This window comes from Streptomyces sp. HB132 (assembly GCF_016909575.1).
Lineage (GTDB): Bacteria > Actinomycetota > Actinomycetes > Streptomycetales > Streptomycetaceae > Streptomyces.
The window spans coordinates 523,367-550,190 of the sequence record NZ_JAFBGA010000003.1; the positions used below are offsets into that span (position 1 = coordinate 523,367).

Sequence of the window (26,824 nt, forward strand, 5' to 3'; positions counted from 1 at the left end):
GTAGGCGCAGGGCCCCCTCCCTCCGCAGCCCGGTGCTCCACGGTCCGACGGTCCGGGTCACCCCGGCCGCTCACTTCGTGAGCGGCTCCCGCACGGAGCGCGTGTTCCGCCACGGCCGGCACAGCAGCAGGAAGCACGCCGCCGCGGACAGTGCGCAGACCACCTGCACCACGGCCATCGGGACGGCGGTCCGTTCACCGGCGATCCCGACCAGGGGCGAGGCGATGGCACCGATCAGGAACTGGGTCGTCCCCAGCAGCGCCGAGGCGGAGCCGGCCGCGTGCCTCGTGCGCATCAGGGCCTGGGTGTTGGTGTTGGGCATCGCCAGGCCCATCGCGGACATGAGCACGAACAGCCCGACGGCCACCGGCAGCAGGCCGACCTCGCCGAAGACCCCGGAGGTCATCAGCAGCAGCGCGATCGCCGCGGCGCAGATGACGGCGAGGCCGACGCCGAGCGCCTTGTCCAGGCTCACCCTCCCGACGAGCAGCTTGCCGTTGATCTGGCCGACGGCGATCAGCCCGACGGAGTTGATCCCGAAGAGCAGGCTGAAGGTCTGGGGCGAGGCACCGTAGATCTCCTGGACGACGAACGGGGACGCGCTCACGTAGGCGAAGAGAGCGGCGAAGGCGAGGCTGCCCGCGATCATGTACCCGGTGAACACCCGGTCGGCGAGCAGCCCTCGCATGGTGCGCAGCGCGTCTCCCACACCGCCGGTGTGCCGCTGTTCCGCGGGCAGTGTCTCGTGGAGCCACTTCCAGACGACGAGGGTGAGCAGCACCCCGATGAGGGTGAGGACGACGAAGATGCCACGCCAGTCCGTGAACTGCAGCACCTGACCGCCGATCACGGGCGCGATGACGGGCGCGACGCCCGAGATCAGCATCAGGGTGGAGAAGAACCGGGCCATCTCGTCGCCGTCGTAGAGGTCACGTACGACGGCCCGGGAGATCACGATGCCCGCGGCTCCGGCCAGGCCCTGCAGGAGGCGGAAGCCGATGAGCAGTTCCGCGGTGGGGGCGACGGCGCAGATCGCGGTGGCGATCACGTAGACGACCATGCCGAGGAGCAGCGGGGTGCGCCGGCCCCAGCGGTCGCTCATGGGGCCCACGACGAGCTGGCCGAGCGCCATTCCGGTGAGGCAGGCCGTCAGGGTGAGCTGGACCGTCGCGGCCGGGGCGTGCAGGGCGTCGGTGACCTCCGGGAGCGCCGGGAGGTACATGTCCATGGAGAGGGGCGGCAGTGCGGTGAGCCCGCCCAGCACCAGGGTGACCAGCAGTCCGACGCGCCGGGCGGTCGTCGTGGAGGTGGCCGGGAGACCCGGCGTGGTGGTGATGGAGGCGGCGGGGATGCCCGCCGCGGTGTTCGTGGCCGTCGGCCCGGCCGTACCCACAGCGGTGGGGGTGGCGGTGGCCGGGGCGCCGCGCGTGGCGCACTCGTTGCTCGTCGGTATGTGCTCGTGCTCTTGCTGGGCCCGGCTCGCGCCGCTGTCCGGCATCCTCGTCTCCGCTTCGTTGAATCCGCATCTATGCTCTCAGGTCAGTCGTAGTGGTCGATACCTTTTTGCGTGGGAGCGGGCGGGCATGAGTGGGACTGTGCGTTGGGGTGTACTGGCGACGGGCGGCATAGCCGCGACCTTCACGGGGGACCTGCTGGCGATGAAGGACTCCGGGGCCGAGGTCGTGGCGGTCGCGTCCCGCACCGAGGCCTCCGCGAAGGCGTTCGCCGAGCGGTTCGGTATCGGTCGGGCGTACGGGAGTTGGGCGGAGCTCGTCGCCGACGACTCCGTCGATGTCGTCTACGTCGCCACCCCGCACTCCGCGCACCGGGAGGCCGCCGGGCTCGCTCTGCGGGCCGGCAAGCACGTGCTGTGCGAGAAGGCGTTCACGCTCAACGAGCGTGAGGCGCGGGAGCTGGTGGATCTGGCCCGGGAGCGCGGTCTGTTCCTGATGGAGGCCATGTGGACGTACTGCAATCCGCTGATACGCCGGATGACCGAGCTGGTGCGGGACGGCGCCATCGGCGAGATCCGCACGGTGCAGGCCGACTTCGGCTTCGCAGGCACGTTCGGGGCCGAGCACCGGCTGCGTGATCCCGCGCTGGGCGGCGGCGCGCTGCTGGACCTCGGGGTCTATCCGGTGTCGTTCGCGCAGCTGCTGCTGGGCGAGCCGGACCGGGTGCAGGCGGACGCGCTGCTGTCGCCGGAGGGCGTCGACCTGAACACCGGGATGCTGCTGGGGTGGGACTCCGGTGCCACGGCGCTGCTGACCTGTTCGATCGTCGGGGACCTGCCGACCGTCGCGTCGGTCACCGGAACGGCCGGGCGGATCGACTTCCCGCAGGGCTTCTTCCACCCGGAGCACTTCGTCCTGCACCGGCCGGGCCACGAGCCCGAGAAGATCGTCACGGGCCCCGGCCCGCAGGGGCTTTCGGGCATGCAGTACGAGGCCGCCGAGGTGACGCGCGCACTGCTGGCGGGCGAGAAGGAGTCGCCGCTGGTGCCGCTGGAGGGTTCGCTCGCCGTGATGCGGACGCTCGACGCGGTGCGTGACCGTGTCGGCGTCCGCTATCCCGCGGACGACCGGGCCTGACCCCGTGCGGGGCCGGGTTCACGCGGGGGTGAGCCCCGGGTTCCCGGCCTCGGTCACGAAAGAGGCGGCCGTGCTGACCGGCGCACCGGGTGTGGTGACCGCCGGCACCGTACGGAAGTCGGCACGCGCCAGCTCCGTCCCGAGGGTGACGAGCGCGTAGCCGCGGCGGCCGTCGTAGAACTTCATGTGCGGGTTGGCCCGGGTCAGGTTGTTCCAGTTGGCGGGCTTCTCGGAGCCGTCCTTGCCGCTGGAGATCGAGGTGGCCACGATCTCCGTGCCTACGGTGCGGGACGCCGGGTCGTCGAAGTCCTTCTTCAGGTCGAAGCCGTAGCCGACGTGCACGTCTCCGGTCAGGACCATGAGGTTCTCGATGCCGGCGGCCTCCGCGCCGTCCATGATCCGTTGCCGGGACGCGGGGTAGCCGTCCCACGAGTCCATGGACAGCTTGTAGGCGTCGGTCGGGACGTCTCGCCGCCGGGCGAAGGTGACCTGCTGCGGTACGACGTTCCACCGGGTGTCCGAGGTCTTCCAGCCGTCGAGCAGCCAGCGTTCCTGGGCGGCGCCCGTCATGGTGCGCGAAGGGTCCTCGGACTCCGGTCCGGGGACCTTCCAGCCGTCGCCGTACGCCTGGTTGCTGCGGTACTGGCGGGTGTCGAGGATGTCGAACCGGGCGAGCCGGCCGAAGCGCAGCCGGCGGTAGAGCCGCATGTCGGGGCCGGTGGGGCGCTGCGGGGTGCGCAGCGGCTGGTTCTCCCAGTAGGCGCGGTAGGCGGCGGCCCTGCGGAGCAGGAACTCCTCCGGGGGGACGCTGTTCTCCGGGGTGTCGCCCGCGTAGTTGTTCTCGGTCTCGTGGTCGTCCCAGGTGACGACGAAGGGGTGCGCTGCGTGCGCGGCGCGCAGGTCGGGGTCGGACTTGTAGAGGCCGTACCGCATGCGGTAGTCCTCGAGCGTGAGCGTCTCCCGGGCGTAGTGGTCCGGCAGGACGCGGTCGGTGTACTTCCGGGCGCCGCCGGTGGCGGTGACGGCGTATTCGTAGAGGTAGTCGCCGAGGTGGAAGACCACGTCGACGTCCTCGTCCGCGAGGTGCCGGTAGGCCGTGAAGTAGCCGTCGTGGTAAGCCTGGCAGGAGACGGCGGCCAGGGTCAGGGAGCTGTTGCGGGCGCCGTGGGCGGGTGCGGTGCGGGTGCGGCCGGTGGGGCTGGTCCAGCTGCCGGCACGGAAGCGATAGTAGAAGTTCCGGTCGGAGTCGAGGCCGTTCACGTCCACCCGGAGACTGTGTCCGAACTCCGGGTGCGCGGTAGTGGATCCGCGCCGGACGACACGCCGGAAGCGTTCGTCGCGGGCGATCTCCCAGCGGACCTCGACGCGCTCGGCGGGCAGCCCGCCGTCGGCCTCGTACGGGCGGGGGGCGAGTCTCGTCCACAGCAGCACGGAATCCGGCAGCGGGTCTCCGGAGGCCACCCCCAGGGTGAAGGGGTCCTCCGTGATCTTCCGGGCGTCGAGCTCGGCGGCTGCCGCCGTGCCCGCGCCGGGCAGGTTGACGGCGAAGGCCAGTGCGGCGGCGGCGCCGGTGACGGTGAGGAAGCGGCGGCGGCCCACATCGGAGCCGAAGCTCCGCGCGGCACTGCGCAGCTCGGCCGAATGGCCGCCCCGTCCGGGCGTCCTGCTCATCTGTGCGGGTGTCATATGCCCCTCCCCTGCCGGATGCTGTCAGAGGCATTGGAGTGCGGGGCGACGACTTCCCGTTGGCACGTACACAACATCCGCATGGCGGTGCGATGAGCACCGGGTGCCGGCCGCCGCGAAACCTCCCGTACGCTGCCGGGCCATGAACGCTGAGCAGAGGATCGCGGTCGTCACAGGTGCGGGATCGGGAATCGGCAGGGCGGTGGCTCTCACCCTCACGGGTGCCGGCTGGACGGTGGCACTGGCCGGGCGGCGGGCCGCCGCCCTGGAGGAGACGGCCGCCGCGGCGGGCCCGGGCGCCACGGTGTGCCTGCAGACCGACGTGAGCGACCCGGACGGGGTTGCCGCGCTCTTCACCGCCGTAGGGAACCGCTTCGGCAGGCTGGACCTGCTCTTCAACAACGCCGGGACGTTCGGGCCGCGTTCGACTCCGGTCGAGGATCTCGCGTACGAGGACTGGCGGACGGTGGTGGACGTCAATCTGACCGGGACGTTCCTGTGTGCGCAGGCGGCCTACCGCCTGATGAGGGAGCAGGACCCGCAGGGCGGCCGGATCATCAACAACGGCTCCGTCTCCGCCCACGCCCCGCGCCCGCACTCCATCGCCTACACGGCGACGAAGCACGCGGTGACCGGTCTGACGAAGTCCCTGTCGCTGGACGGGCGGCCGTACCGGATCGCCTGCGGGCAGATCGACATCGGCAACGCCGCGACCGACATGACGGAGCGGATGAGTGCGGGGATCCTCCAGGCGAATGGCGAGGTCGCCGCCGAGCCGGTCATGGCGGCGGACGACGTGGCCCGGACCGTCCTGCACATGGCGGAACTGCCCCTGGAGGCCAATGTCCAGTTCGCGACAGTGCTGGCCACCGCGATGCCGTACGTCGGCCGGGGCTGACCGCCCGGCTCCGCACTCGCCCGGAACTCACCTCCGAATGACGGAGTTTGCATATTTCCATCACTGAGCCCGGGAGAGCGCGTGCTGACCGTATGCTACTGGCCTTCACCAGTTACACACAGAAGGAACACACCGAATGCGCATACGCACCGCCGCGCCCCTCGCCCTGGCCGCCGCCACCGCACTGGCCGGCTCGCTCCTCGCCACGGCCCCGGCCTCGGCGGCCTCCCATCAGGGCGGGCTGCACCTCGGCAAGATCCAGTACGACAGCCCCGGCAAGGACACCCGGACGAACACGTCCCTGAACGCCGAGTACGTCGACATCCACAACAACGGCAAGTCCAAGCTGCAGCTGAAGGGCTACAAGCTGAAGGACGACACCGGCTACACCTACACCTTCCCCGGCTTCACCGTCGCCGCCGGGAAGACGGTCCGGGTCCACACCGGCAAGGGGAAGAACACCGGGGCCCACGTGTACTGGAACCGCGGTTCGTACGTCTGGAACAACACCGGCGACAAGGCCAGGCTGATCAAGCCGAGCGGCACCCTCCTGGACTCCTGCTCCTGGGGGAAGGGCACCGGCGTGAAGGTCTGCCACTGACCATCCGAATGGGCCGCCGCGGCCGGGGGGTCCGCGGGTGCGGCCAGGGGTGGTCCGGGGAGTCCAGGACCCCGGACCACCCGGGCGCGGAGCCGGAACGTCCCGGAAATCCCGCCAGTTCGCTGAAAGTCCCCGGAAGGCCGACGCCGGGATACCGGCGGCAGGACCCACGAGTCGTCGCCGACGGGGCACAGCTCGCGACGCTCATCGGTGAAAGCTGTGGGAGCCGCCGGCCCCCGCGGCCGGAGGCTCCACCGGGAATGCGCACCCCCGTACCGTGGTTGACCCGCGACATGAGCACACAGCCGGGCACCGAGGTCCTCCGCTACACCGCGTTCTCCGCGGACCCCGCCGGGGGCAACCCGGCAGGGGTCGTCCTGGACGCCTCCGGGCTCGACGACAAGGCGATGCTCGCCGTCGCCGCGGACCTGGGTTACAGCGAGTCGGCGTTCCTCACCGAGCCGGACGGGCACGGTGGCCACACCGTCCGCTACTTCAGCCCGAAGGCCGAAGTGCCCTTCTGCGGCCATGCCACGGTTGCCGCCGCCATCGCGCTCGCCGAGCGGGACGGCCCGGGCGATCTGGTGTTCTCCACCCCCGCCGGTACGGTCCCGGTCACCGTCGCCCGTGAGGGCGACGAGCTCCGCGCCACCCTGACCAGCGTCGAGCCGTACACCACCGACGCCGCACCCGAGGACGTGGCGGAGGCCCTGGCCGCCCTGGACTGGCCGGCCGCCGGACTGGACAGCGCGCTGCCGCCCCGCATCGCGTACGCGGGCGCCCGCCACCTGGTGCTGGCCGCCGTCAGCCGGGAGCGGCTGGCGGACCTGTCGTACGACTTCGCCCGCCTCGAAGCCCTCATGCACCGGCTCGGCCTGACGACCGTGCAGTTGGTGTGGCGGGAGTCCGGCACCGTCTTCCACGTCCGCGACCCGTTCCCGGTCGGCGGCGTCGTCGAGGACCCGGCGACGGGCGCGGCGGCGGCCGCGTTCGGCGCGTACGCACGCGAGTCGGGTCTCGTCCCGGACGACGCGGTCCTCACCCTGCACCAGGGCGCCGACATGGGCCGTCCCGGCACCCTCACCGTCGAGCTCAGGCCGGGTGACGCGCGGATCAGGGTGAGCGGGACGGGGACCCGCATCGGCTGACGGGCGCGGGCCGGGCGGACGCGGACCCTTCGGTACGACGTCACTTCGGCTTTCACCGTGCCCGGCCGCGTACACGTCCGCGGTGTCGAAGAACGTCACACCGAGGTCGAGCGCCCGGCGGACGGCGGCCACCGACTCGTCGTCGTCGACCTTGCCCCGGCCGAGCGGACTGCGCGGCCGAGGGCAGGGCGACTCTCGACTACTGGATGGCCGGCCCGGGCCGTGGCCAGGGCGTCGCGAAAGCGGCGCTGCGCACCATCAACCCTCTTGGCCCTGCACGGCCTGCGCGTTCCCCGCCTCCAGGTCCTCATCGAACCCCGGAACACCGCCTCGGTACGAACGGCCGAGAGTACCGGCTACCGGGGCGAGGGCCTGCTGCGCGGCTGGCGGGAGATCGGGGGCCGGCGCCGGACATGCCGATCTACGCCCAGTTGAACGGGGACCGTCAGCAGGATGGCCCGGGCCCGACAGGCAGCTGAACACGAGACGTTACGATCGCGGGCACCGCGGTGGTACCGCGATGCCCTCAGTCACCGGAACCCGCAGGAGAGCCGACCCTTGTCCGAACCACGCATCGGCGTATCCATCGTGACCATGGGAGACCGGCCGCAGCAGGTCGAGGCTCTGCTGGCGTCGGTGGCCATGCAGGACGTACGGCCCGCCCGCGTGATCGTCGTGGGCAACGGATCGCCGCTCCCCGACTACGGCGCCTTCCCCGGCCTGGCGGACCTCTCCGGCGGTGTGACCATGCTCGAACTCGACGTGAACCTCGGCTGCCCCGGCGGCCGCAACGAGGCCCTGGACGCGCTCGCGGGATTCGGTGACGTGGACGTGGTGGTCGAACTGGACGACGACGGACTCCTCGTGGACAAGGACGTGTTCCGCAGGGTCCGGAAGCTGTACGCCGCCGACCCGCGCCTCGGCATCGTCGGCTTCCGCATCGCCGACGAACACGGGGAGACGCAGCGTCGGCACGTCCCGCGTCTCCGCGCCCAGGACCCGATGCGCCCCGGCCCGGTCACCGCGTTCCTCGGCGGCGGTCACGCGCTCTCCATGCGGATGCTCGCCGAAACCGGCCCCTGGCCGGCCGAGTTCTTCTTCACGCACGAGGAGACGGACCTGTCATGGCGGGCCCTCGACGCGGGCTGGACGATCCTCTACGAGCCCGCCCTGCTGCTCCAGCACCCCAAGACGTCCCCGGCCCGGCACGCGGTCTACTACCGTATGACGGCTCGTAACCGAGTCTGGCTGGCGCGCCGTAACCTGCCCCTCCCCCTGGTCCCCGCCTACCTCGGCACCTGGATCCTGCTCACCCTCGCCCGTACCCGCTCGGCCTCCGGGCTGCGCGCGTGGGCTGCGGGCTTCGCCGAGGGGGTGCGCACGGAGTGCGGGGAGCGCGACCCGATGAGCTGGCGCACGGTGTGGCGGATGACCCGGCTGGGCCGCCCGCCGTTCATCTGACCGTGCCGCTGCCGGCCGATGCCGGATCCGGCTCGGCCCGGCGCCCGCCGGGACGCCTCCGCGCGTGGTCCGTCCGATCACCCTGGCCCGGGCCGGGCCGTGCGCACCCTTCGGTCGCCCGGCGGGGCTCCGGCGCGGCACCGGCGCGGGCCTTCGGATGACGTGTCAGCGCGATCAGCATGTCCCGGCCAAAGGCCCGTTCGGTGGCTTCACAGGTCACGACCGGGTTGTTCTCGGGTAGTTCGGTCCTCCGTCGCGGACATCGGTCGTCCCCTCGGTTCGGGGGGAAGTCGCAGCCTGTTGTGGGCGCCGCAGGTCCCGCCTGAGGCCAGGATGGCCGATGAACTCGCGAAAGGTGGCGTTCTGCGCGATATGCCCCCGCCCGGCGACGGCGGCCCGTGTCCAGGAGGGCCGGGCACAACCACGCATGGCACCGGTGTCCGCCGAAACGGCCGTGTCTGCCGTTTCGCCGTCGGCGTGATCGGTTGCCCGGCACCCGTGGCGGGGAAAACGTGCGGTCATGACCGTTTCCATCGCGCATCTCAGCGATCCACACATGACGACCGGCGTGCTCGCCGGCGCCCCGGCAGCAGGGCTGAGCCGTGCGCTCGGCCGCGTCCTCGCGCTCGACCCGCGGCCGGACTGCGTCGTCGTCACCGGCGACCTGGTCGACCGGGGGCGTCCGGACGAGTACGAAGCGCTGCGTGAGGTGATCGGCCGCTTCCCGCTTCCGATGTATCTGGTGACCGGCAATCACGACGATCCCCCGTCGCTGCTGGACGCGTTCGGCGGCACGGACTTCATGGGCGGTGCACGCCGGGCGCACTATGCCGTGGACCGTCCGGCGTTCACCGTGGTCGTCCTGGACTCGAACGTACCCGGCTCCGCCGGCGGCCGTCTCGGACCCTCCCAACTGGACTGGCTCGACGGTGTTCTCGGCCGAAGGCCCGGTGTGCCCGCGATCGTGTGCCTGCACCATCCGCCGATCCCGGTCGGTATCCCCTTCCTGGACGACATGCGTCTCGAGGACGGGGACGCGCTGGCCGAGGTGGTCTCCCGTCATCCCACCGTGGCCCGTGTCCTGGCAGGCCACGTACACCGCCCCGTCATCGCCGCCTACGCGGGCAGCACACTCGCCGTTGCTCCCAGCACCTACCTCCAGAGCGGCCTGGCCCTGGGTGATGACGTTCCCCACTACCTTCCGGAGCCGACGTCCTTCCTCCTCCACCTCCTCGTCGGCACCTCGTGGGTCACTCACACCGTCCCGGTCAGTCATGCCGCCGCACCGATCGCGGGTTTCCAGGACTGATCCGGCGGAACCCGGGCCGGACGAACCGGCGTGACGCGAAGCCGGCCACCGTACGGGGATGAGCGCCGAGCCCTGTCGAGCACATGTGGCTATCGGCATTCGGTACGTGCTGACTCTCACCTTCGCTTTTCCGCCATCAGGAGGGGCATCCACCGTTCCCGGACACGTAGCCGAGGACAGCTGTCTCACTGCCGGTGGGTAAACGAGGAGCGACTCGATCCCTGTCCGGGCGGTATGACTTGCACCTTCTGCCCCTGGTGCCGATGGCGGTGCCGAGGGGACCAGGGCGCCTCCGCCGAACCACTTGCACATCGGCGTCGACCGGCTCCTCAAGGGCTGACGGCTGCTGGTGGAGTGGGTTCGGTGGTCAATCCGCTCGGCAGGACGTGTCCTTCGTGGGCATCTTGCCCTCGACGAGATAGCGCGTGGTGGTGTTCAACGCGCAGGAGTTCTTGCCCAGAACGTAGACGCCGTGCCCGCTGTCGTCGACGCTGATCAGCCGGGCGCGGTCGCCGAACTTCTCGCGCAGCATTTTCCCGCCCACGTGCGGGGTCGACGCGTCCCTGCGGTTTTGCAGAAGCAGCACGTTGCGCGGGCCTTCGGTATCGACCTCCGCAGGCGGTCCGGCGGGGGCGTACGGCCAGAAGGCGCAGGGGGTGATGTTGGCGGTGGCGGCGCCGTACAGCGGGTAGCGCTCGCGGTCCTCGGCGACGCCACGCCGGTAGGTGCTGATGTCCTCGGGCCACTCCACATCGTTGCAGGTGACGGCGAGGAAAACGGTCAGGGCGTTGTCGGTCGGCGATACCGGGCCGTCCGCTCCTTCCTGCTGCAGGGACCGCAGACCGCGGACCGCAGCCTCGTCGCCCTCGATCAGCGTCTGCCAGGTCTGCGCCAGCGCGGGGTACTGCGTCTGCTTGAACAGGTGGCCGAATGTCAGGAGCCGGAACAGGTTACCGTCGATCCCCGCGACGGGAGCCTTGTCGAGCCTGCCGGCGATGGCGAGGTAGGACGCCCGGACCTGACTGGGTGTGCGGCCCAGTCCGTAGCTGTCGTGGCGGCCGGCGGCCCACTTCGCGAAGTCCGGCAGGGTCTGCTCCATGCCGAGCGCGTAGCGGCGCATGCCGTCCCGGTCGAGGTGGGTGTCTCCGATGTTGCTGTCGAGCACCATTCGGTCGGAGCGCTCGGGGAACATCGAGGCGTAGGCGGCGCCGAGTGCCGTGCCGTAGGAATAGCCCAGGTAGCTGGTCTTCTCCTCCCCGAGCGCTGCCCGGATCCGGTCCAGGTCGCGGGCGGTGTTCGCGGTGGTGAGGTGACGCAGCCGACCGCCGTCGTCGTTGTCCGCGCACTGCTTGGCTGCCTGCTCAGCGACCTTGGCCTGTGCGGTGACCGCGGCGTCGTCGACCGCGTAGGGCGGGATGTTGGAGTAGTAGGGGCTGTCTGTGGTGAAGCCGCAGCTGACGGGTGTGGAACGACCGACCCCGCGGGTGTCCATGCCGATCAGGTCGTAGCGGTCGGTGACGCTGCTGGGCAGGCCTTGGGCCACCAGCAGCGCGGACAGCGCAAGCCCGGATCCGCCCGGACCGCCCGGGTTGAGCATGAGGACGCCGCGCCTCTTGTCCGGGTCGGTGGCGGCCAGCCGTGAGACGGTGAGGTCGATCTGTTCGCCCTCCGGGTGGGCGTAGTCCAGCGGCACGGGCACTGTGGCGCACTGCAGCACGGTCGGAGCGGCTTCTGCCAGGACGTCGTCGGGGCACTGGCCCCACTTCGCCTGAGGCGTTTTCGTCTCCTCGGCGGCGGCGGGCACAGTGGTCAGTGACGCGCCCAGGCCGATGACCGCCAGGAGGGCCAGGCTTCGGCCGACACTGCTTTGTCGTTTCATGTCCGGTCTCCGCATAACGGTGTGTGGGGCGTGGTCGCGACCATCCCAGTCCCTGCCCCTGGGGCACGGTCAACCCGTGGCGGGCCGGAACCGACCGGAGTTGACCCTGCCCCAGGGGCAGGGTCTTCAATGGCGGCAGGGCACGATCCCGGAGAGGGGGATCCTGGTGGCGTGGAGTACCCGTCAGCTGGCGGAACTCGCGGGGACGACGGCCAAGGCCGTCCGGCACTACCACGAGATCGGCCTGCTCGACGAGCCACAACGGGCATCCAACGGCTACAAGCGGTATGGCGTCAGCCATCTGGTGCGCCTGCTGCGTATCCGCAGACTGACCGACCTCGGCGTGGCCCTCGCGGATGTCCCTTCGGTCGAGAGCGGTGATGAGAAGGCGCGGCGGATCCTCCGGGACCTGGACGCCGAACTCGCGGCGGACATCGAACGCCGGCAGCGGATGCGGCGGGAACTGGCTGCCGTCATGGACAACCGAACCGCGCTCGACATGCCCTCTGACCTCAAAACACTTGCCGACGACCTGCCCGAAACCCAGCGGTCCCTGCTGGTGGCCTACTCCAGCATCCTCACACCACAAGCGATGGCCGCCCTCCGAGAACAGCTTTCGGGACCTCGCGGCGACCTCGATGCGGAGTTCGCGGCGCTCGACGAGGACGCTCCCGACGACGTACGGCAGCGGATGGCCGAGCGCATGGCACCCGAAGTCCGCCGGCAGCACCGGGCCCACCCTGCTCTGGCTGACCTCGGGCTGGCCTCGCACCGGGAAAGGGCTGTTGCGGAGTCGGTCGCCGTGCACGCACTGGTCGAGTTCCACAACCGCGCCCACCTCGACGTGCTGCGACGCGTCCACACCATCCTCGTCGAGAACGACGCCTCAGGGAGCGAGAGCGACGGCCGGCAGTGAGGGACGGCGCCGGGCAGGCGAACACCGCATCCGCGTCGTCTGCCCGGCGCCGTAACCACCTGCAAAAGAAGGCAGTGGGCAGTGGGCAGTGGATCGCGCGGACTACGGTTCGCTGGTGTCCAGGCAGTAGAGGTTGCGGCAAGGACTCTTTCGTCTACTCGTCACACCATCAGACGGGCACCGGGCCCCACTCACCGGGTCACGAGGCGGCGCGCCGAGAGAAGCGGTCACCGTGGGGTATCCACATCGGACAGGAGCCCATCGAGCCGCTTCATGACGTCCACCTGGGCTGGATTGTAGAGATCGCTGATGGCTTTGCCGATGGTGCGGGCGGTGTGCTGTCGGCCGCGCGGGGCGTCTGAAGCAAGGTCGCTGAGCCCGGGATGGCGGGCCCGGAGACCTCGGACGTAAGGCACGAGACGCTCGGCGAGACTCTGGCGGGTCGGTTCGTCTGCATCGGCGGGAAGCTCGTTGAGTTCGCGTGCCACCGGCTGCGGGCTCCTGATGGAGCAAGTCGGCATAGGCGTCCATCCCACTTGGTCCGAGGACCGTGCCGAGGACGGTGACGAAAGAGCGGTCCGCGTCAGGAAGCCCGGCGGTCTCGTCCACGGAGGCGAAGCGGAGAGGAAGATCGCTCGCAGCGCGTCCGCGCAGGAGGACGCCCACCTCCGCGCGGGCGTATTGCAGCCGTTCGATGGTGGCGGCCAGCTCAGCGTCGAGAGCCCGCAGATCACGCGGATCGGGGTCCGAATCCGGATAGTCGTCCATGTCCGCGATCCGGGAGAGGGAGAAGCCCAGAGCGGTGAGGCGCTTGATCCGGAGGAGCCGGACGAGGTGGCTGACGCCGTACTGCTTGTATCCGTTGGAGCGGCGCTCCGGCTCATCGAGCAGACCGATGTCGTGGTAATGCCGTACGGCCCTGAGGCTGACGCCGGCCAGCTCCGCCATCTCCCGGGTGCTCCACGCCATGATCGAAATCTCCCCCACCGTCCGGTGCTGCCGACGCGGTCACGTCGTGAACCCCATTGAAAACCATGACCCAACGGCGGCCCGGCACCGGAGAGCGCGTGAGAGGGTGCGGCCCGCACAAGGGGGCATACATCAATCCGCTCCCGCGCCCCTGCCCCTGCCCCTGCCCCTGCCCCTGCCCCTCGGGAGCAACCGGTGCAGAGGGATGCTTGGTTCGGTTCACGGCCGAGTCGGCCCGACGGGTGTTGCGGGGCCGGCGGAGAGAACGTGATCGACCGCGGCGTTGAGGGTCTCGGTCTCGGCGATGAGGACGGATTCGCGGGTGGGCAGGGCGCGTTCGAACGAGAGTCCGTTGAGGATGGCGAGAAGGAACCTGACGTTTCGGGTGTGGTCTCCCGGAGGCACTGCGCCTTCCTCGGCGAGCACGGTCAGCCAGTGTTCGACCCGGCGCTCCGCCTCCCGCTCGAGGCGGAGGTACGCGGCGCGTACCGGTTCGGTCGGCTCGGGCTCGATGAAGGTCCGGTACGTCGCGCCCCATGCGGTTCGCGCCTCTTCGTTGGTGCCGGTCAGTGCGAGAACCTGCCGCAGGCAGTTCAGCAGCCGTTCGCGGGGCGGCAGGGTCTGGTCCCGGATCGGGTCGCCGGGCAGCAGATGTTCGTAGATCCGCTCGAGCAAGCTGTCCTGCAGCGCGCGCTGGGTGGGGAAGTGGAACCTCAGCGAGCCGGTGCTCACTCCCGCACGTGCGGCGACGGCTCGCACGCTCAGCTTCGCCGCTACGTCCTCGGCGATCATCTCCGCGGCGGCCTTGAGGATCTTCTCGCGTGTTTCCATGTCCCGCTCTCCTTCGCTTCTCCCAGCACCCTTCACTGTACTAGCACGCCGTACTAGTACAGTGTGCTAGCGTCCCTCCTAACACGCTGTACTAGTGGCGGTGCGGCCGATGTACCCAGGAAGGGCGGAAGCATGGCGTTGAAGCAGTGGGCGGCATCAAGGCGTCTCAAGCCGGGCGACGGCAGGGAACTGCAGGCATTCCGCTGGTGGCAGCTCCCCGTGCGCTCCCTGTTCTGGCTACGGCTTCCCGGTGACGGCGGGCAGGAACGCCTGTACGCCGTCGACGTGAGGCACTGGGCGCGGTTGGACGACAGCAGGATCCGGGCGCATCTGTTCCAGGACGGCAGGCATGCGGCCGAGTCGAAACTGCCCGCGCTCCTCCCTGTCGACGGGGGCGTCATCGAAGTGGCGATGAGCAGCTACGGCATCAGACGCTGCCACTATCGCCCCCTGGACGGACAACCGTCTCAGCTCACGCCCGACCCCGCCTCGGCGGAGGGACGGAGAGCGCGCTTCGGAGCCCGCCATCCGGGACTGAGCCGGGCGGTCGCCATCGGATCGGTGTTGCTGCTGGTCATCGGTGTGGGCCTGAATCTGTTGCAGCTCGCTGAACCCGTCTCTCACATCCCCCCCGTCACACAGCGGGTCGGAACATTCGAATCGCCCATACACCTGCCGATCTGGCTGAACCTCGCACTGGGGGGCGGGGCCGTGCTGGCGAGCATGGAGCGCGCACTCCGCCTGCGGTACTCCTCCCTGCTCGACGCGGCCGGTCACTGACTCCTCGAAGCGAGGAAGGCGCGAGCACGCCAGCCCTCTTCGGCAGGCCCCTCGCGCGACCGGCATGGCCGGGCTGCAGGGAATGACACACGTAGGACGAAAGGAAGATGATCATGATCGAGTTGAGGCCACGGGCCGCCGCCAGGTACGGGGCGGCGTTCGCTGCAGCCCTCATGGTCCTGACGGGGTGTTCGTCCGGTGCCTCGGGGCTGCGCAGCACGGGCGCGTCGGCCCCGGCTCCCTCCCCGGACCCGCTCACATGGAGCACCTGCGGGAAGAACCTGGAATGCGCCACGATCAAGGTGCCGCAGGAGTACACCGAGCCCGAGGGCGCGCAGATCCCGCTCGCGGTCATGCGGCACCGGGCCACTGATCCCGACCAGCGCATCGGCAGTCTGATCTTCAACCCGGGCGGACCCGGGGTTTCCGCCACCGAAACACTGCGCAATCTGCCCAAGACAGCGGGCACTCCGGGCGCCTTCTCCCCTGAGGTGCTCGCCGGATTCGACATCATCGCCATGGACCCGCGCGGCGTCGGCGAATCGCATGCCGTGCGCTGCCTGACCGACAAGCAGCGAGCCGAGGCCGCCGGCAACGACTTCGACCCTTCCGTCCCCGGGGGCAAGCCTCTGCCGCGACTGCTGGCCGATGCCGCCGCGTTCACCGACGGCTGTGCCGAACACCAGAGTAGGAAGTTCCTCGCCAGCCTGTCCACCGACAACGTGGCCCGCGATATCGACCAGGTTCGCTCCGCGCTCGGCGAGGACAAGATCACGTACTACGGCTTGTCCTACGGCACCGTGGTCGGCCCCATGTACGCCACTCTCTTCCCCCACCGCGTCCGCCAGATGGTGCTCGACGCGCCCGTCGACACCAACCAGTGGTTCGGCAACTCCCTCCCCTTCCAGAACGACGTCGCCGTGGCAAGCGAGCGAACCCTCAACGCCTGGTTCAAGACCTGCCGCACCGAAGGGACCGCAGTGTGCCCGTTCGGGGCAGGCGACCCGGAGGCGGCGTTCGACACACTCATCGACACACTGGAAGCGAAACCGCTGAAGATCGCACCCGCCACGGGGGACGCCGCCCCGGGCGGCGAACTCGACGGCGCGAAGGCCCTGGAGACCACCCGAGCCCTCGCCGGCGACCAGAGCACCTGGCCGCTGCTGACCTCGGCGCTGCTGGCCGCGCAGAAGGGCAACGGCGCACCCCTCTACACCCTGTGGAGCAGCGTCACGGTATCCCCCTTCCCCGTCCCCACCGCGATGTTCGAAACCCACACCGCAGTACGCTGCGCCGACTGGAAGACCCCGGCCGGCATCGCCGCGCACAAGGCCGCAGCCACCAAGGCCACTGCCGAGGCCAAGCGGATCGGGACCCGGGCCGCCTACTCCGCCCTCAACTGCGCTCGGTGGCCCGCGCCGAACGCGGACCGCGTCACCAAGCCGCTCACAGGCGCCGGTGCGCCCCCGGCACTGGTGGTCGCAGGCCGACTGGACCCCGTCACCCCCCACCACTGGGCCGAAAACATGACTCGGACCCTGGACTCCGCTGTCCTGCTCACACGTGAAGGAGTCGGACACGGCTCCTACGGCATCAACACGTGTGTCAACAAGGCAGTTGACGCTGCGCTCCTCCACGGCACCCACCCCGCCGACGGCACCGTGTGCAAGACGGACACGCCCGCGACCACCCGCCCCCTTGTCCCTGTGGAGCGTTGAGCCACAGCCCGGCCGTCACCGCGTACGCACACACCCACGGCATGACCTCAGCACAGCGGAAGGGCTCACTGACGGGCTGACTGTTCAAGGTCACAACCAGGAGCTGGCCCGCGTTTCCCGCCGGGTGTGCGACGACGGCTACGGCACCTCGTAGCCGTCGTCGCACCGGCCTGCCGCCTGATCCACCCACCGGCACCTGCGCTCATGGTGCGAGCCGTGTGAGTGGTACCAGGAGCCGGTCGGCGTGCTCATATGACCGGGGCAGGCCCCAGCAGGTGGGCGTTCTCCTGGTGCTTGGCGGTGAGCTTGACGCTGCTGAGGCGCCAGCCGTGCGATGTCCGGATGGCCTCGTTGTCGTAGAAACCGACGACCAGCCATCGGTCCGGACCGCCGCCCGCCCGTTCTTCCGGCACCCAGTGTTCGGCGCGGACGTGCGCACGAAGGGTCGCACGGTCGCCGTCGATCTCGACGACGTGACCTGTGATGGTGTGATGGGTGGCGGAAAAGGGGGCGAAGGCCTGGCCCAGCACCTGGACGTACTCGTCGAGCGGCACGGTCATGGGCGGCAGGCCGGTGACCGAGGAGAAGTCGAGGGTCACGGAGTCTGTGTGGACGAGGGCGGGGAGGCTGTCGAAGTCCTTGAGGTCGGCGATGTCGGCGTAGCGGCCCATCAGCTCGATCAGTTCGATGCGGTCGGCGAGCGTGGACATGAAGGACTCCCTGCGGACTCGGGTGCGGGCGTGGGCGTGGTTTTCGGGTTCCGGGGCCGGTGGCTCATGGTGAGGATGGTGTCCATCAGCCGGGCCGGCAGGAATCGGGTGAGGGGGACGATGAAGGCGGCGTCCGTGCCGAGGGTGTACCGGGCGCGCGGACGGGGCGTGGTCGCCACCCTGGCGATCTTGGCCCCCGCCTTCGCCGCCGGTAGGGCGCGTTCGAGGAAGGCCGTGTTGGACGCCACCGTCGCGTTGATGAGGTGGCTGTAGAGATGCTGGTGTTCGGTGCTCATCGCGGCGGCGAGTTCGAGGGAGAGGTCACCGCTGCGGGCGGCCATCTCGGTCCGGACGCCGCCGGGCTGGATGACGACCACCTGTACGCCGTGCGCCGAGACCTCGCGGCGCAGGGAGTCGCTGGCCGCTTCGAGGGCGAACTTGGTTCCCGCGTACGCCCCGAAGACGGGCAGCGCGGCCACCCCGCCCACGGAGCTGATGTTGACGATTCTGCCCCGGCTCCGCCGCAGGAAGGGCAGGAGCTCCTGGATGACGGCGATGTGTCCGAAGAGGTTCACCTCGAACTGCTCGCGCCACAGAGCGAGGGGGAGCACCTCGACGGGGGCGTTGATCTCGATCCCCGCGTTGTTGACCAGGACGCGCAGGGCGCGCCGCTCGGGGTCGTCGGCGATCCGCCGGGCCAAGGCCCCGATGTGTTCCGGGACGGTGATGTCCAAGGTGACCGGTTCGATGCCGTCGGCCCGGACTGCGTCCGCCTCGCTGTCGGTGCGCACCCCGGCGAGAACGTGGTAGCCCATCGAGGCGAGGGCACGGGCCGTCGCCGCTCCGATGCCCGACGAGGCGCCGGAGACGACGACGAGCTCGTCGGCCTTCCGAGGGTTCTTCCGCTGGTCTTTCCGCGAGTCTCCGGGTCGACGGATCACAGGGGTGGGTCCTTTCACGAGGCGGGGGTTACGGGCGTGTCCAGGGGGAAGCGCGTGCCGGTCAGGTCCTCCGACACCTCCCACAGTCGCCGTGCCGCCGAGCCGTCACGTGCTCGGTCGGACCGTCCGACCAGCGTCGGTGCGCCGCGCACGCCCCAGAGCCGGCCGGGGCCGGCATAGCTGTCGCCCGGAAGGTCCGCGGTGGCGGCGTACAGGGTGGGCAGGGCGCCCCCCTCGGCACTTTGGGCGACGAGCCCGACCAGGAACTTCTCGACGCGAAAGCCGAGGGAGGGCTTCTCCTCCGCTCTCATGAGGCTCGTCGAGGAGATGCCGGGATGCGCGGCCGTGGAGATGACGCGTGACCCCGCGCGGGTGAGTCTGCGCTGGAGTTCGGCGGCGAACAGGAGGTTGGCCAGCTTGGACTGCGCATAGGCGGCGTTGGGACGGTAGGGCCTGCGCTGCCACTGGAGGTCGGTGAAGTCCAGGGAGCCGAGCCGGTGCCCGAGCGAGGCCACCGTGACGACCCGCCCCCTGATGCGCGGAAGAAGCAGGTTCGTCAGGGCGAAGTGGCCCAGGTGGTTGGTCCCGAACTGCAACTCGAATCCGTCCGCGGTCCGGGAGAGCGGCCCCAGGGAGAGACCGGCGTTGTTGACCAGCAGATCGACCTGACCGGGGAGGCCGCGGGCGAAGGCCCGCACGGAGGAGAGGTCGGCGAGATCGAGGGTGCGGACCTGGACCGGCCCCGTCATGGTCGCCGCCGCGGCCTCCCCCTTCTCCGGATCGCGTACGGCCAGGACAACCCGCGCTCCGCGCTCGGCGAGGGCACGGGCCGTGACGAGCCCGATACCGCTGTTCGCACCGGTGACGACGGCGGTGCGGCCGGTCAGGTCGGGCAGGTCGGCGAGAGAGAATCTGGACATACCGCGAGAGTAGACACTGCCAACATTGTTGTCAATGGAAACATCGAGTTGGGTAGGCTGCCCCCATGCCTGACACCACCGAGCGGCGGCCCTACCACCACGGGAATCTCCGCACGGACCTGCTCGACGCGGCGGAGCGCAGCCTGAGGGCGCACGGGGCCGAGCAGCTCTCCCTGCGGGACCTGGCACGGGAAGTCGGAGTGAGTCACGCGGCGCCCCGACGTCACTTCGCGGACCGCCGCGCGCTGCTCGACGCCCTCGCCGAGTCGGGCTTCATACGCCTGGGCGAGAAGCTGCGGGCCGCGGTGGACGAGATCGGCGACGAGGACGACCTGCCCGCCCGCCTGCACGCGTTCGCGTCGGCCTACGTCCGGTTCGCGACCGAGAATGCCGCGCTGACCGGGCTGATGAACTCCAGCAAGCACCGCCCCGGGGCGACCGCGGTCGCCGAGGCCGCCGCAGCCGCGTTCGGCCAGATCAGCGACCTGATCGAAGAGGGCCAGGAGCGCGGCGAGCTGGAGGGGGATGACCCCGAGGAGATCGGGCTCATCCTCTACGCGACCGTCCTGGGGATCACCACCATGCTCAACAGCGGCATGATCGAGCCCGCGCGGCTCGAAGGCCTCGTGGGCACCGCGGTGACACAGTTCCTGCGAGGCGCCCGCCCGGCGGAGCCGCGCTGACCGATTGGCGATATCGCCCCCGGCCGAGGGCGCTCGCTGCTACGGGTGGGCGGGATGGCACCCAGCAGGGCGTGAGCCGGGTGGCGTCGTCCAGATCCGCCACGTCCCTTTGCGTGCCGGATTCGACCGGCCACCTGTCCCACCGACTGGAGCGGCTTGACCCGCCCCGTAGATCATCCGACACGGCCCACAGCGAAGCCCTCGCAGCTCGGACAGCTCCGGCCTGGCAACCGAACACGGATACCGAGACCAATCCATCTCATCGCGTGAGGCACTCGAAGTCCACCGTTGTCGCCCGAGCCGGTCCCAGCCATGTAATCCGCCGCGACCGACGACCCGGGCCAGGCGAAGCAGAACGCAAACAGACCCCTCGTCGCCCACTCACAGCACACCACCGCCCGGTCGGTTCAGGGGTAGATCGCCCCGTCCACGGCGACTCCGGTTGCACCAACGGCCTCTGCCACCGGTGCTTCCGGATATCCGGCACACCTCTTGCCGGCGTCGACCCCGGTCTCCGCACCACCGCGCCCCCGACCCGCCCCGGTTCGGCGGACAGGCCTGGCGGCACGACCAGGATCCGCCGGGAACCCGGCGCGAGGCGGACGCCTGTTATGCCTCTGTCACGACGGCGAGCCTCGGCGCGCACCGTGCAAAAGATCCCGAAACATCCATTCTCCAGAGTGCACAGAACTATGCCGTAACGTCACCGGTTTCATGCCTCGAACCGGAGGTAGGAGACCCGCTGGAACACAAAGCGGCGACGGAGGTACAGCGGTTACTTCCTGAGGATGCGCGAATGCCCAATTCATTCCATCTGATCCTTGACAGGGATTCGAGGAAGAGAGGGGGCGACCGATGAACCTTTCCAATGCGCACTTTTAACTCTCTTATCGGCGATAGAAAATCCTTGCTTATTTCGGCTAACACACAGGGGAGTTCTGATGCCCACGACTCTCGCTCAGAAGCTGTACATGCTCTGCTACACCGTCAAGAAGGAGAAGTTCCAGCTCGACAACATTCAGGGGCGCGGCCAGCTGCTGCGGGCCGGGGCGATGACCGAGTTGGCTCGCGACGGTCTGCTGGACGCGACCGGGGGGAAGGTTCGGCGGCTCCCGGCGGTCCGCCGACGGATCCGTTCACGGCCTCGGTCTGGTACGACCTGCCCGAGGACAAGCCCAAGGGCTGGCTCAAGTTCCTGCACAACAAGGCGCACACAGCCGAAACCCCGGTCCGCGACCAGTTGGTCGCCTCCGGGGATGTCGCCATCGAACGGGTGAAGAAGCTGGGGGTCGTGTCCACCAACAGGGTCACCGTGGTGCACCCGGACCTGGTGCACGACCTGCAGGTCCGGGTGCGCGCGATCGTGCTCGACGGCGCTCCCGCCGATGGCCTGACTGACGAACTGGCGATGGCAGTCCTGGCGGTCGAGCTGGAGCTCACCTCGGTGTGGAGCAAGGAGGACCGCCGCACCCACAAGTCCGCCCTGAAGGCGCAAGCGGCGCGGTTCGACGCGTTCGTCCCCGGACTGCGCAAGGCGCTGCGCGACTCCTATCTCGCGAGCCGGGCCGTGGGAGGCGGCTGGAGCGCCTGAACCGCCGTACGACCGCGAACAGAAATCCCCCCAGAGACGCTGCAACCGCAGCACATGACCAGGAGTGATCGATGACCCAACTCGAAGGCGAGCACATCCCCTCCCCCACTCACGACCGGGGCAGCACAAGCGCGCCGTCCCCCGCCCCGGGATCGCCCATGCTCGAGTCCATGGGCGGCACGGCCGGCTTCGTCTACTCGACCGTCCCGGTCGTGGTGTTCGTGATCGCACTCGCCTTGCTGTCGACGAAGGCAGCCGTGATCGCGGCGGTAGCAACCGGCGTGGTGCTCACCGTGGCCCGGCTGGTGCGCGGGGAACGTCTCCTCGCCGCCTCGGGCAGCCTGACCGGCGTTCTGGTCGCGGCAGGCATCGTCGCGCTCACCGGTTCCGCCAAGGACTTCTTCCTGCTGGGCATCTGGGTGGCCTTCGCAGGTTTCCTCGCCACCTTCGGTTCGGTGCTCTTTCGCCGCCCCTTGAGCGGCGTGGCGTGGAACCTCCTGCACGGGGGCGCGCACGACTGGCGCGCGGACCGTCAGGTTCTGCGGGCACACGACATAGCCACGCTCGCAGCGGCGAGCGTCCTCGGGGCCCGGTTCGTGGTGAAGCAGTGGCTCTACGTGCACGACGCCACCGGCTGGCTCGCCTTCGCGAAGATCGCCATGGGCACCCCCCTCACCGTGGTGGCCGCGCTGGTCGTCGCCTGGGCCTTCCGCAAGACGTCGAAGCACCTGGTGGGGAGCCCGCCGGCCGGGACGATCGTTCAGTAGCAGTCCGAACTCCCGCCTCGCCAGGGCGCGTCCACCTAGCGATTCCGTCATATCAGCGGAGAAGGGATCCTTCCATGTCGATCAGCCCCACGCACGCAGAGACAGCGAGGGAACTCGGAGCTTTCGAGCGGACCATCGATCTCTACATGCACCGAAACCCTGTCCAGTTCTCCCTGGTCGCCGAGATCGACCGTAAGGTCTCCGAGCAGACGCTGGCGCGGGCACTGCAGAAGGTGCAGGCGCAGCACCCGCTGCTCGGCGTCTCGGTCGACCGCAGCGCGCCCCAGGCCCGATACCGCTGGGCAGATGACCCGATCAGGATCGAAACAGCCACCGAGGGAACGCCCTGGCAGGCAGTCGTCGCCGGTGAGCAGACGCGCCCCATCGCGCCGAAGCCCGGCCCGCTCATGCGGACCGTACTCATTCCCGCGGAGACCGCAGCGTCATCGTGCTGACCTTCGCCCACCAGATCACCGACGGCACCGGCGGCATGCGCGTGGTGGCGGACCTGGTCGCGGCCCTCGACGGCGACGAGGAGGGCGGCCGGCCGGCCCCGGGACGGGATGTACCGCCCTCCCAGGAGGCCCTCCTGCAGGATCTCGACGCGACGACGCCTCCCGCAGGGCCGCCCCAGGAGGAGCTGATGAACACGCCGGGCGAACTGACCCGGTTCTCGGGGCGGACACCGCACGTATCCGCTTTGGCCCTGCAACGCGGTCTGACCGCACGGCTCGTGACCCGCTGCCGCGCGGAGGGCGTCTCCGTGCACGCCGCCCTGTGCGCTGCAGCGGGCACGGTCTTCCACCGCGCGGGCCGCACCCGGGTGAGGGTGCTGAGCCCGGTCGACCTGCGGCGTGCCGCAGGTCTGCCCGACGCCGTCGCCAACCGGTTCGCCGGAGCGCGGACGGTCAGCGAGGCGTCCCAGGCCGAAGACTTCTGGAAACTGGCCCAGCATCATCACCAGGCTCTTGAACACCAGCGGACACCCGGGGTGCTCAAGGCCGGTTCGCAGGCGCTGGCCCAGCAGCCGCCCACCACCCCCGAAGAGGCCGAGGCGATGATGACCGTTGTCACCGCCGCCGACATCCAGATCACCAATCTCGGGGTGGTCGAGGCACCGGCACACGGCCGCGCCCGTCTCACCGCTCTGTGGGGGCCGGCGCAGACCACCCAACTGGCCGGTGAACACGTCCTGGGTGTCGCCACGTGCGAGGGAAGCCTACGCATGACGGAGCTGACCCACGATCCCCTGGCCGCTCTGCTGCCCGACATGGCCACCGTCCTCGCCCAGCAGTGCACCGAACCCGACGCGCCCCGCTCCTGATGCATTCAGGACACCGAGCACCGTCCTCGGCACACCACCCGCCGTCCGGCGTTCGGAACGCCCGGAACCCCTCGCCGGACCGGCAGACCGAAGCGGCCCTGCCGCCGCATCCACACTGCGCCCTCGACAGCCGCACCCGATGAGTGACACACAGGAGTGACCATGCAGTCCCCTACTGACGCCGATGCCCACGACACAGTCAGCACCGCCTTCCTGGCTGAGCTGAAGTCCCACATTCCTGCAGGCCGTGTGCTTACCGGCGGACCGGAGTACACACGAGCCGTTGCGTTGTTCAACGCAGCGGTCGAAATCCGTCCTTCGGTCGTCGTGCGGTGCGCGAGCACCGCTGACGTGCAGGCGGGAGTACGCGCTTCTCGCAACCACGGAGTGCCGCTCTCCGTGCGTGGCGGGGGGCACGACTTCTGGGGCCGGGCGTTCCGTCCCGGTGGGCTGGCTCTCGATCTGACCGACATGAGGGACGTGCAGGTCGACGTCAACCGACGTCACGCGACGGTGGGTGGCGGGGCTCTCTCGTCCGACGTCGTCTCGGCCGCCGAGCGGGCGGGCCTGACCGCCGTCACCGGAACGGCGGGCTCCGTCGGCATGGTCGGCCTCACACTCGGAGGCGGATACGGTCCTCTTCTCGGGCAGTTCGGGCTCGCAGCCGACAACCTGCTCGGCGCCGAAGTCGTCCTCGCCGACGGTTCGCGGGTGAACACCGACGCCGAACACCACCCGGACCTCTTCTGGGCGTTGCGCGGCGGCGGCGGCAACTTCGGCGTCGTGACCTCGGCACGGATCCGTCTCCACCCGGTACCGACCGTGGTCTCGGGAACCATCCTTTACCCGATCGACCACAGCGCCGGCATTCTGGCCGACCTCGGTGGGATCCTTCAGGACAGTCCCGACGAGCTGACGGTGGACGTGGGGTTCCTTCCCGGCCCGGACGGCAAGCCGACCGTGTACGTCGCGCCGACCTGGTCAGGGGACCTCGAGGTGGGCAACGCCGAGAACGGGCCGGTGCGTGCACTGGCCGAACTCGGTACACCCGTGCTCGCCGACATCGGACCGGTCGCCCGGTCCACGACGCTGGCCGCGACGGACGCCATGTTCCCACCTGGGCGGATGGGCGCGATCCGCACACGGACCGTCCAGAGCGTCACGGGCTCCATCGCGACCGTCCTGGACCGAGCCGCCCAGGAGTTCACCTCACCGTTCTCCGCGATCGTGTGGCACCAGTTCCACGGTGCGGCTACCCGCCCACCACTCGGCTCCACAGCTTTCGGCCGACGCGAACCTCACCTCATGGTCGAGCTGATCTCCATGTGGGAGAACGGCGAGAACAAGGAGCACATAGGCAGTGGCGACGGCAGGTCCTCGCACCTGCGCTGGCTGGAAGAGACTCACGCAGCCCTCGAACCGTTCTCCCTGCCGGGCGGCTACGTGAACTTCCTGGGGCCGCAGACTCCCGACCAGGTGGCGAACTCCTACGGGCCGAACACCGAACGCCTGCTCGCGGTGAAGTCCGCAGTCGACCCGGACTCCGTCTTCACCGCCACACCACTCCCCACGTCCACCGCCGACGCCGGATCCCCGCGCGTGTGAGGCGAAGGACACGTCGCCGCCAGGCTCGGCAGCGACGTGTCTCCTCCTCCTGCTGATCAACGCCGGAGGTTGCCGGAGCCCTGTAAGGGCACGCGGCCGCTGTGCCGGGTGCCCTTACAGGGCCGGGCGCAGCCTGGTGGCGCCTCCGCCGCGCGAGCGCCCCGGTCCTTGATCGCGGAGGCCCACGGACGTACTCGACCGGCAGTTCGGGAAACAGTCCGCCGGAAACACCCGCCGGGGCCGGTGGCCCGCACCACGCCGGCTCGGAGTCACCCCGGTCTCCGTGAGTTCGTCCGCGGGTCGTTCATGCTGAGGCCAGCGCCTCTGTCGGGGGGAGCCGGGCCGCACGGACCGAGGGGTACACCCCGGCCACCATGCCGACCGCTACGGCACCGAGGCAGCCGGCTACGACCGAGGGCAGAGGGATGACGGACGGCCAGCCCTGATAGGTCGCGTAGCCGACAGCGGCGAGCACGCCGAGCACTGTTCCGGCGAGGGCGCCGAGCAGGGAAAGCGCCACCGACTCGGTGAAGAACTGGACCCGTATGTGGCCCCGGGTCGCACCTAGCGCTCGACGGAGCCCGATCTCGCTGCGGCGCTCCAGAACCGAGATGACCATGGTGTTCGCCACGCCTATTCCGCCGACCAGCAGGGCGACACCGGCCAGCCCGAGGAAGAGCGAGGAGAAGGAGTTCTGCGTTGCGCGCTTGGCGGCCAGGGCGTCGGACGGCCGGCTGACCTGAACCTGTCCCGGTTGCTCCGGGAACACGGTGGCGGGCAGTACCTTCCGTACGTCTTCCAGGTGTGCCTCCCCCGCCTTGATGTAGATCACCGTGGGGTTCCCTTTGAACCGCAGTGTCTTCTTGGCCGCGGTCCATCCCGTCATTACGGCGACGTCGAGTTCCTCGGCCAGGGGTACGGAGTGGAGGATGCCGACGACGGTGAACCACGATCTGCCGATCCGTATCTCCGGAGCCGGCTCGTCCGCGGGGATCTCCCCGATACCGAGACGGCTGGCCGCCTGGTAACCCAGGACCACGGTGGGGAACTCCTCATCGGCTTTGCTGAAGAACCTTCCCGACAGGACCCTGCCCCCCACGACATCCAGGAGGTCCCGCCGGGCCGCCAGAACACTCAGCCCCGCACTGGAGAAGTCCTCCCCCGAGGTGACATCGGAACGCTGCACCTCCGTGTTGGTGTTGGCCACCGCGCTCACCCCGGTGACCGGCCCGATACGGCGCACCATGTCGACCGACCCCTCGGGCAGCAGGACCGGCTTGGACTCCCCGGGGACCGGCTGTACCCGCAGCATGTTGGGGCCCAATGCCGATATTTCCTCGATCAACGCCCGGTGGCTGGAGGCCGGGATCGCCGTCACTATCACCATCGTGGCGACACCGATGGAGATGCCGAGCGCCGACAGCATGGCGCGCATCTTGCGGGTCCGCAGGCCGAGCATGCCCAGACTCAACAGGTCCCGAAAGGACAGCCGCACG

24 protein-coding genes and 2 pseudogenes are annotated in these 26,824 nt (G+C 69.8%); 15 read left to right on the plus strand and 11 right to left on the minus strand.

All coding sequences use genetic code 11. The annotated features are described in order from the left end of the window. Positions 1 to 70 precede the first annotated feature (70 nt). Entirely contained in the window at positions 71 to 1,498 is a 1,428-nt protein-coding gene (locus JOC24_RS10055; protein WP_205019807.1) for a Bcr/CflA family multidrug efflux MFS transporter, read from the minus strand. A gap of 85 nt (positions 1,499 to 1,583) precedes the next feature. On the opposite strand from JOC24_RS10055, the gene JOC24_RS10060 reads away from it, so the two are divergent. Beyond that, the gene (locus JOC24_RS10060; protein WP_205019809.1) at positions 1,584 to 2,591 is read left to right on the plus strand and encodes a Gfo/Idh/MocA family protein; all 1,008 of its coding nucleotides are present in this window, start codon (positions 1,584 to 1,586) and stop codon (positions 2,589 to 2,591) included. 18 nt (positions 2,592 to 2,609) lie between these two features. Here the strand turns inward: JOC24_RS10060 and JOC24_RS10065 are convergent, their stop codons facing one another. Further along, positions 2,610 to 4,277, minus strand: coding sequence for an alkaline phosphatase D family protein (locus JOC24_RS10065; RefSeq protein ID WP_205019811.1), 1,668 nt, complete (start codon positions 4,275 to 4,277; stop codon positions 2,610 to 2,612). A 142-nt stretch (positions 4,278 to 4,419) separates the two neighbouring features. Here JOC24_RS10065 and JOC24_RS10070 point away from each other — a divergent pair, with 142 nt between their 5' ends. From JOC24_RS10070 to JOC24_RS10080, 3 genes are all read left to right on the plus strand, one after another. Beyond that, positions 4,420 to 5,175, plus strand: coding sequence for an SDR family oxidoreductase (locus JOC24_RS10070; protein WP_205019813.1), 756 nt, complete (start codon positions 4,420 to 4,422; stop codon positions 5,173 to 5,175). 136 nt (positions 5,176 to 5,311) lie between these two features. Beyond that, the gene (locus tag JOC24_RS10075; RefSeq protein ID WP_205019814.1) at positions 5,312 to 5,776 is read left to right on the plus strand and encodes a lamin tail domain-containing protein; all 465 of its coding nucleotides are present in this window, start codon (positions 5,312 to 5,314) and stop codon (positions 5,774 to 5,776) included. Between the two features lie 293 nt (positions 5,777 to 6,069). Then, positions 6,070 to 6,924: a PhzF family phenazine biosynthesis protein gene (locus tag JOC24_RS10080; RefSeq protein WP_205019815.1), complete on the plus strand. Its 855-nt coding sequence runs from the start codon at positions 6,070 to 6,072 to the stop codon at positions 6,922 to 6,924. A gap of 51 nt (positions 6,925 to 6,975) precedes the next feature. On the opposite strand, the pseudogene JOC24_RS10085 reads toward JOC24_RS10080, so the two are convergent. Next, positions 6,976 to 7,092 (minus strand): annotated as a pseudogene (locus JOC24_RS10085) (aldo/keto reductase); the annotation flags it as partial. 390 nt (positions 7,093 to 7,482) lie between these two features. On the opposite strand from JOC24_RS10085, the gene JOC24_RS10090 reads away from it, so the two are divergent. Both JOC24_RS10090 and JOC24_RS10095 read left to right on the plus strand, forming a co-directional pair. Then, entirely contained in the window at positions 7,483 to 8,385 is a 903-nt protein-coding gene (locus tag JOC24_RS10090; protein WP_205019816.1) for a glycosyltransferase family 2 protein, read from the plus strand. A 520-nt stretch (positions 8,386 to 8,905) separates the two neighbouring features. Continuing rightward, positions 8,906 to 9,694 (plus strand): phosphodiesterase, encoded by a 789-nt coding sequence (locus JOC24_RS10095; RefSeq protein WP_205019817.1) that lies wholly within the window; start codon positions 8,906 to 8,908, stop codon positions 9,692 to 9,694. A gap of 367 nt (positions 9,695 to 10,061) precedes the next feature. On the opposite strand, the gene JOC24_RS10100 is transcribed toward JOC24_RS10095, so the two are convergent. Further along, a complete protein-coding gene (locus JOC24_RS10100) occupies positions 10,062 to 11,573 on the minus strand; it encodes an alpha/beta hydrolase (protein ID WP_205019818.1) in 1,512 nt (503 codons plus the stop codon). 166 nt (positions 11,574 to 11,739) lie between these two features. On the opposite strand from JOC24_RS10100, the gene JOC24_RS10105 reads away from it, so the two are divergent. After that, positions 11,740 to 12,489 carry a helix-turn-helix domain-containing protein gene (locus JOC24_RS10105; RefSeq protein ID WP_205019820.1) on the plus strand — a complete coding sequence of 250 codons (750 nt, stop codon included), beginning with the start codon at positions 11,740 to 11,742 and terminating at the stop codon, positions 12,487 to 12,489. 227 nt (positions 12,490 to 12,716) lie between these two features. Here the strand turns inward: JOC24_RS10105 and JOC24_RS33955 are convergent, their stop codons facing one another. The 3 genes and pseudogenes from JOC24_RS33955 to JOC24_RS10115 form a co-directional block, all read right to left on the minus strand. After that, complete coding sequence (locus tag JOC24_RS33955) at positions 12,717 to 12,977, minus strand: hypothetical protein (RefSeq protein ID WP_307792664.1); 261 nt, start codon at positions 12,975 to 12,977, stop codon at positions 12,717 to 12,719. Between the two features lie 337 nt (positions 12,978 to 13,314). Further along, positions 13,315 to 13,458, minus strand: a pseudogene (locus JOC24_RS33960) (MerR family DNA-binding transcriptional regulator); the annotation flags it as partial. 219 nt (positions 13,459 to 13,677) lie between these two features. After that, the gene (locus tag JOC24_RS10115) at positions 13,678 to 14,289 is read right to left on the minus strand and encodes a TetR/AcrR family transcriptional regulator (protein WP_205019822.1); all 612 of its coding nucleotides are present in this window, start codon (positions 14,287 to 14,289) and stop codon (positions 13,678 to 13,680) included. Between the two features lie 132 nt (positions 14,290 to 14,421). Between JOC24_RS10115 and JOC24_RS10120 the strand changes: the two genes are divergently transcribed. Next, positions 14,422 to 15,069, plus strand: a complete 648-nt coding sequence (locus JOC24_RS10120; protein ID WP_205019824.1) for a hypothetical protein — start codon at positions 14,422 to 14,424, stop codon at positions 15,067 to 15,069. Between the two features lie 113 nt (positions 15,070 to 15,182). Further along, positions 15,183 to 16,787 carry an alpha/beta hydrolase gene (locus JOC24_RS10125; RefSeq protein ID WP_205019826.1) on the plus strand — a complete coding sequence of 535 codons (1,605 nt, stop codon included), beginning with the start codon at positions 15,183 to 15,185 and terminating at the stop codon, positions 16,785 to 16,787. A 248-nt stretch (positions 16,788 to 17,035) separates the two neighbouring features. On the opposite strand, the gene JOC24_RS10130 is transcribed toward JOC24_RS10125, so the two are convergent. From JOC24_RS10130 to JOC24_RS10140, 3 genes are read right to left on the minus strand one after another with little or no spacing between them, the layout of a single operon-like run. Next, positions 17,036 to 17,497, minus strand: coding sequence for a nuclear transport factor 2 family protein (locus JOC24_RS10130; RefSeq protein ID WP_205019828.1), 462 nt, complete (start codon positions 17,495 to 17,497; stop codon positions 17,036 to 17,038). Next, positions 17,467 to 18,438, minus strand: a complete 972-nt coding sequence (locus JOC24_RS10135) for an SDR family oxidoreductase (protein ID WP_205019831.1) — start codon at positions 18,436 to 18,438, stop codon at positions 17,467 to 17,469. The genes JOC24_RS10130 and JOC24_RS10135 overlap by 31 nt, the downstream gene beginning before the upstream one ends. A gap of 14 nt (positions 18,439 to 18,452) precedes the next feature. Beyond that, a complete protein-coding gene (locus JOC24_RS10140) occupies positions 18,453 to 19,358 on the minus strand; it encodes an oxidoreductase (protein ID WP_205019832.1) in 906 nt (301 codons plus the stop codon). 65 nt (positions 19,359 to 19,423) lie between these two features. On the opposite strand from JOC24_RS10140, the gene JOC24_RS10145 reads away from it, so the two are divergent. From JOC24_RS10145 to JOC24_RS10165, 6 genes are all read left to right on the plus strand, one after another. After that, positions 19,424 to 20,041 carry a TetR/AcrR family transcriptional regulator gene (locus tag JOC24_RS10145; protein ID WP_205019834.1) on the plus strand — a complete coding sequence of 206 codons (618 nt, stop codon included), beginning with the start codon at positions 19,424 to 19,426 and terminating at the stop codon, positions 20,039 to 20,041. A gap of 868 nt (positions 20,042 to 20,909) precedes the next feature. Then, positions 20,910 to 21,632 (plus strand): GOLPH3/VPS74 family protein, encoded by a 723-nt coding sequence (locus JOC24_RS10150; RefSeq protein WP_239580099.1) that lies wholly within the window; start codon positions 20,910 to 20,912, stop codon positions 21,630 to 21,632. A gap of 71 nt (positions 21,633 to 21,703) precedes the next feature. Next, positions 21,704 to 22,399, plus strand: coding sequence for a DUF3159 domain-containing protein (locus JOC24_RS10155; RefSeq protein ID WP_205019837.1), 696 nt, complete (start codon positions 21,704 to 21,706; stop codon positions 22,397 to 22,399). A gap of 74 nt (positions 22,400 to 22,473) precedes the next feature. After that, positions 22,474 to 22,854 (plus strand): hypothetical protein, encoded by a 381-nt coding sequence (locus JOC24_RS33115; protein WP_239580101.1) that lies wholly within the window; start codon positions 22,474 to 22,476, stop codon positions 22,852 to 22,854. Continuing rightward, a complete protein-coding gene (locus tag JOC24_RS10160) occupies positions 22,848 to 23,723 on the plus strand; it encodes a phthiocerol/phthiodiolone dimycocerosyl transferase family protein (protein WP_239580103.1) in 876 nt (291 codons plus the stop codon). Before JOC24_RS33115 ends, JOC24_RS10160 begins: the two co-directional genes overlap by 7 nt. Before the next feature lie 162 nt (positions 23,724 to 23,885). Beyond that, on the plus strand, positions 23,886 to 25,328 hold the full coding sequence (locus tag JOC24_RS10165) for an FAD-dependent oxidoreductase (protein ID WP_205019839.1): 1,443 nt from the start codon (positions 23,886 to 23,888) through the stop codon (positions 25,326 to 25,328). 304 nt (positions 25,329 to 25,632) lie between these two features. Here JOC24_RS10165 and JOC24_RS10170 read toward each other — a convergent pair whose 3' ends face one another. Then, entirely contained in the window at positions 25,633 to 26,823 is a 1,191-nt protein-coding gene (locus JOC24_RS10170) for an ABC transporter permease (RefSeq protein WP_307792658.1), read from the minus strand. Position 26,824 lies beyond the last annotated feature (1 nt).

Coding starts and splice junctions, on each gene's coding strand:
- JOC24_RS10055 (WP_205019807.1), bottom strand. CDS start 1,498: ATGCCGGACAGCGGCGCGAGCCGGGCCCAGCAAGAGCACGAGCACATA.
- JOC24_RS10060 (WP_205019809.1), top strand. CDS start 1,584: ATGAGTGGGACTGTGCGTTGGGGTGTACTGGCGACGGGCGGCATAGCC.
- JOC24_RS10065 (WP_205019811.1), bottom strand. CDS start 4,277: ATGACACCCGCACAGATGAGCAGGACGCCCGGACGGGGCGGCCATTCG.
- JOC24_RS10070 (WP_205019813.1), top strand. CDS start 4,420: ATGAACGCTGAGCAGAGGATCGCGGTCGTCACAGGTGCGGGATCGGGA.
- JOC24_RS10075 (WP_205019814.1), top strand. CDS start 5,312: ATGCGCATACGCACCGCCGCGCCCCTCGCCCTGGCCGCCGCCACCGCA.
- JOC24_RS10080 (WP_205019815.1), top strand. CDS start 6,070: ATGAGCACACAGCCGGGCACCGAGGTCCTCCGCTACACCGCGTTCTCC.
- JOC24_RS10095 (WP_205019817.1), top strand. CDS start 8,906: ATGACCGTTTCCATCGCGCATCTCAGCGATCCACACATGACGACCGGC.
- JOC24_RS10100 (WP_205019818.1), bottom strand. CDS start 11,573: ATGAAACGACAAAGCAGTGTCGGCCGAAGCCTGGCCCTCCTGGCGGTC.
- JOC24_RS10115 (WP_205019822.1), bottom strand. CDS start 14,289: ATGGAAACACGCGAGAAGATCCTCAAGGCCGCCGCGGAGATGATCGCC.
- JOC24_RS10120 (WP_205019824.1), top strand. CDS start 14,422: ATGGCGTTGAAGCAGTGGGCGGCATCAAGGCGTCTCAAGCCGGGCGAC.
- JOC24_RS10125 (WP_205019826.1), top strand. CDS start 15,183: ATGATCGAGTTGAGGCCACGGGCCGCCGCCAGGTACGGGGCGGCGTTC.
- JOC24_RS10130 (WP_205019828.1), bottom strand. CDS start 17,497: ATGTCCACGCTCGCCGACCGCATCGAACTGATCGAGCTGATGGGCCGC.
- JOC24_RS10140 (WP_205019832.1), bottom strand. CDS start 19,358: ATGTCCAGATTCTCTCTCGCCGACCTGCCCGACCTGACCGGCCGCACC.
- JOC24_RS10145 (WP_205019834.1), top strand. CDS start 19,424: ATGCCTGACACCACCGAGCGGCGGCCCTACCACCACGGGAATCTCCGC.
- JOC24_RS10150 (WP_239580099.1), top strand. CDS start 20,910: ATGCGCACTTTTAACTCTCTTATCGGCGATAGAAAATCCTTGCTTATT.
- JOC24_RS10155 (WP_205019837.1), top strand. CDS start 21,704: ATGACCCAACTCGAAGGCGAGCACATCCCCTCCCCCACTCACGACCGG.
- JOC24_RS33115 (WP_239580101.1), top strand. CDS start 22,474: ATGTCGATCAGCCCCACGCACGCAGAGACAGCGAGGGAACTCGGAGCT.
- JOC24_RS10165 (WP_205019839.1), top strand. CDS start 23,886: ATGCAGTCCCCTACTGACGCCGATGCCCACGACACAGTCAGCACCGCC.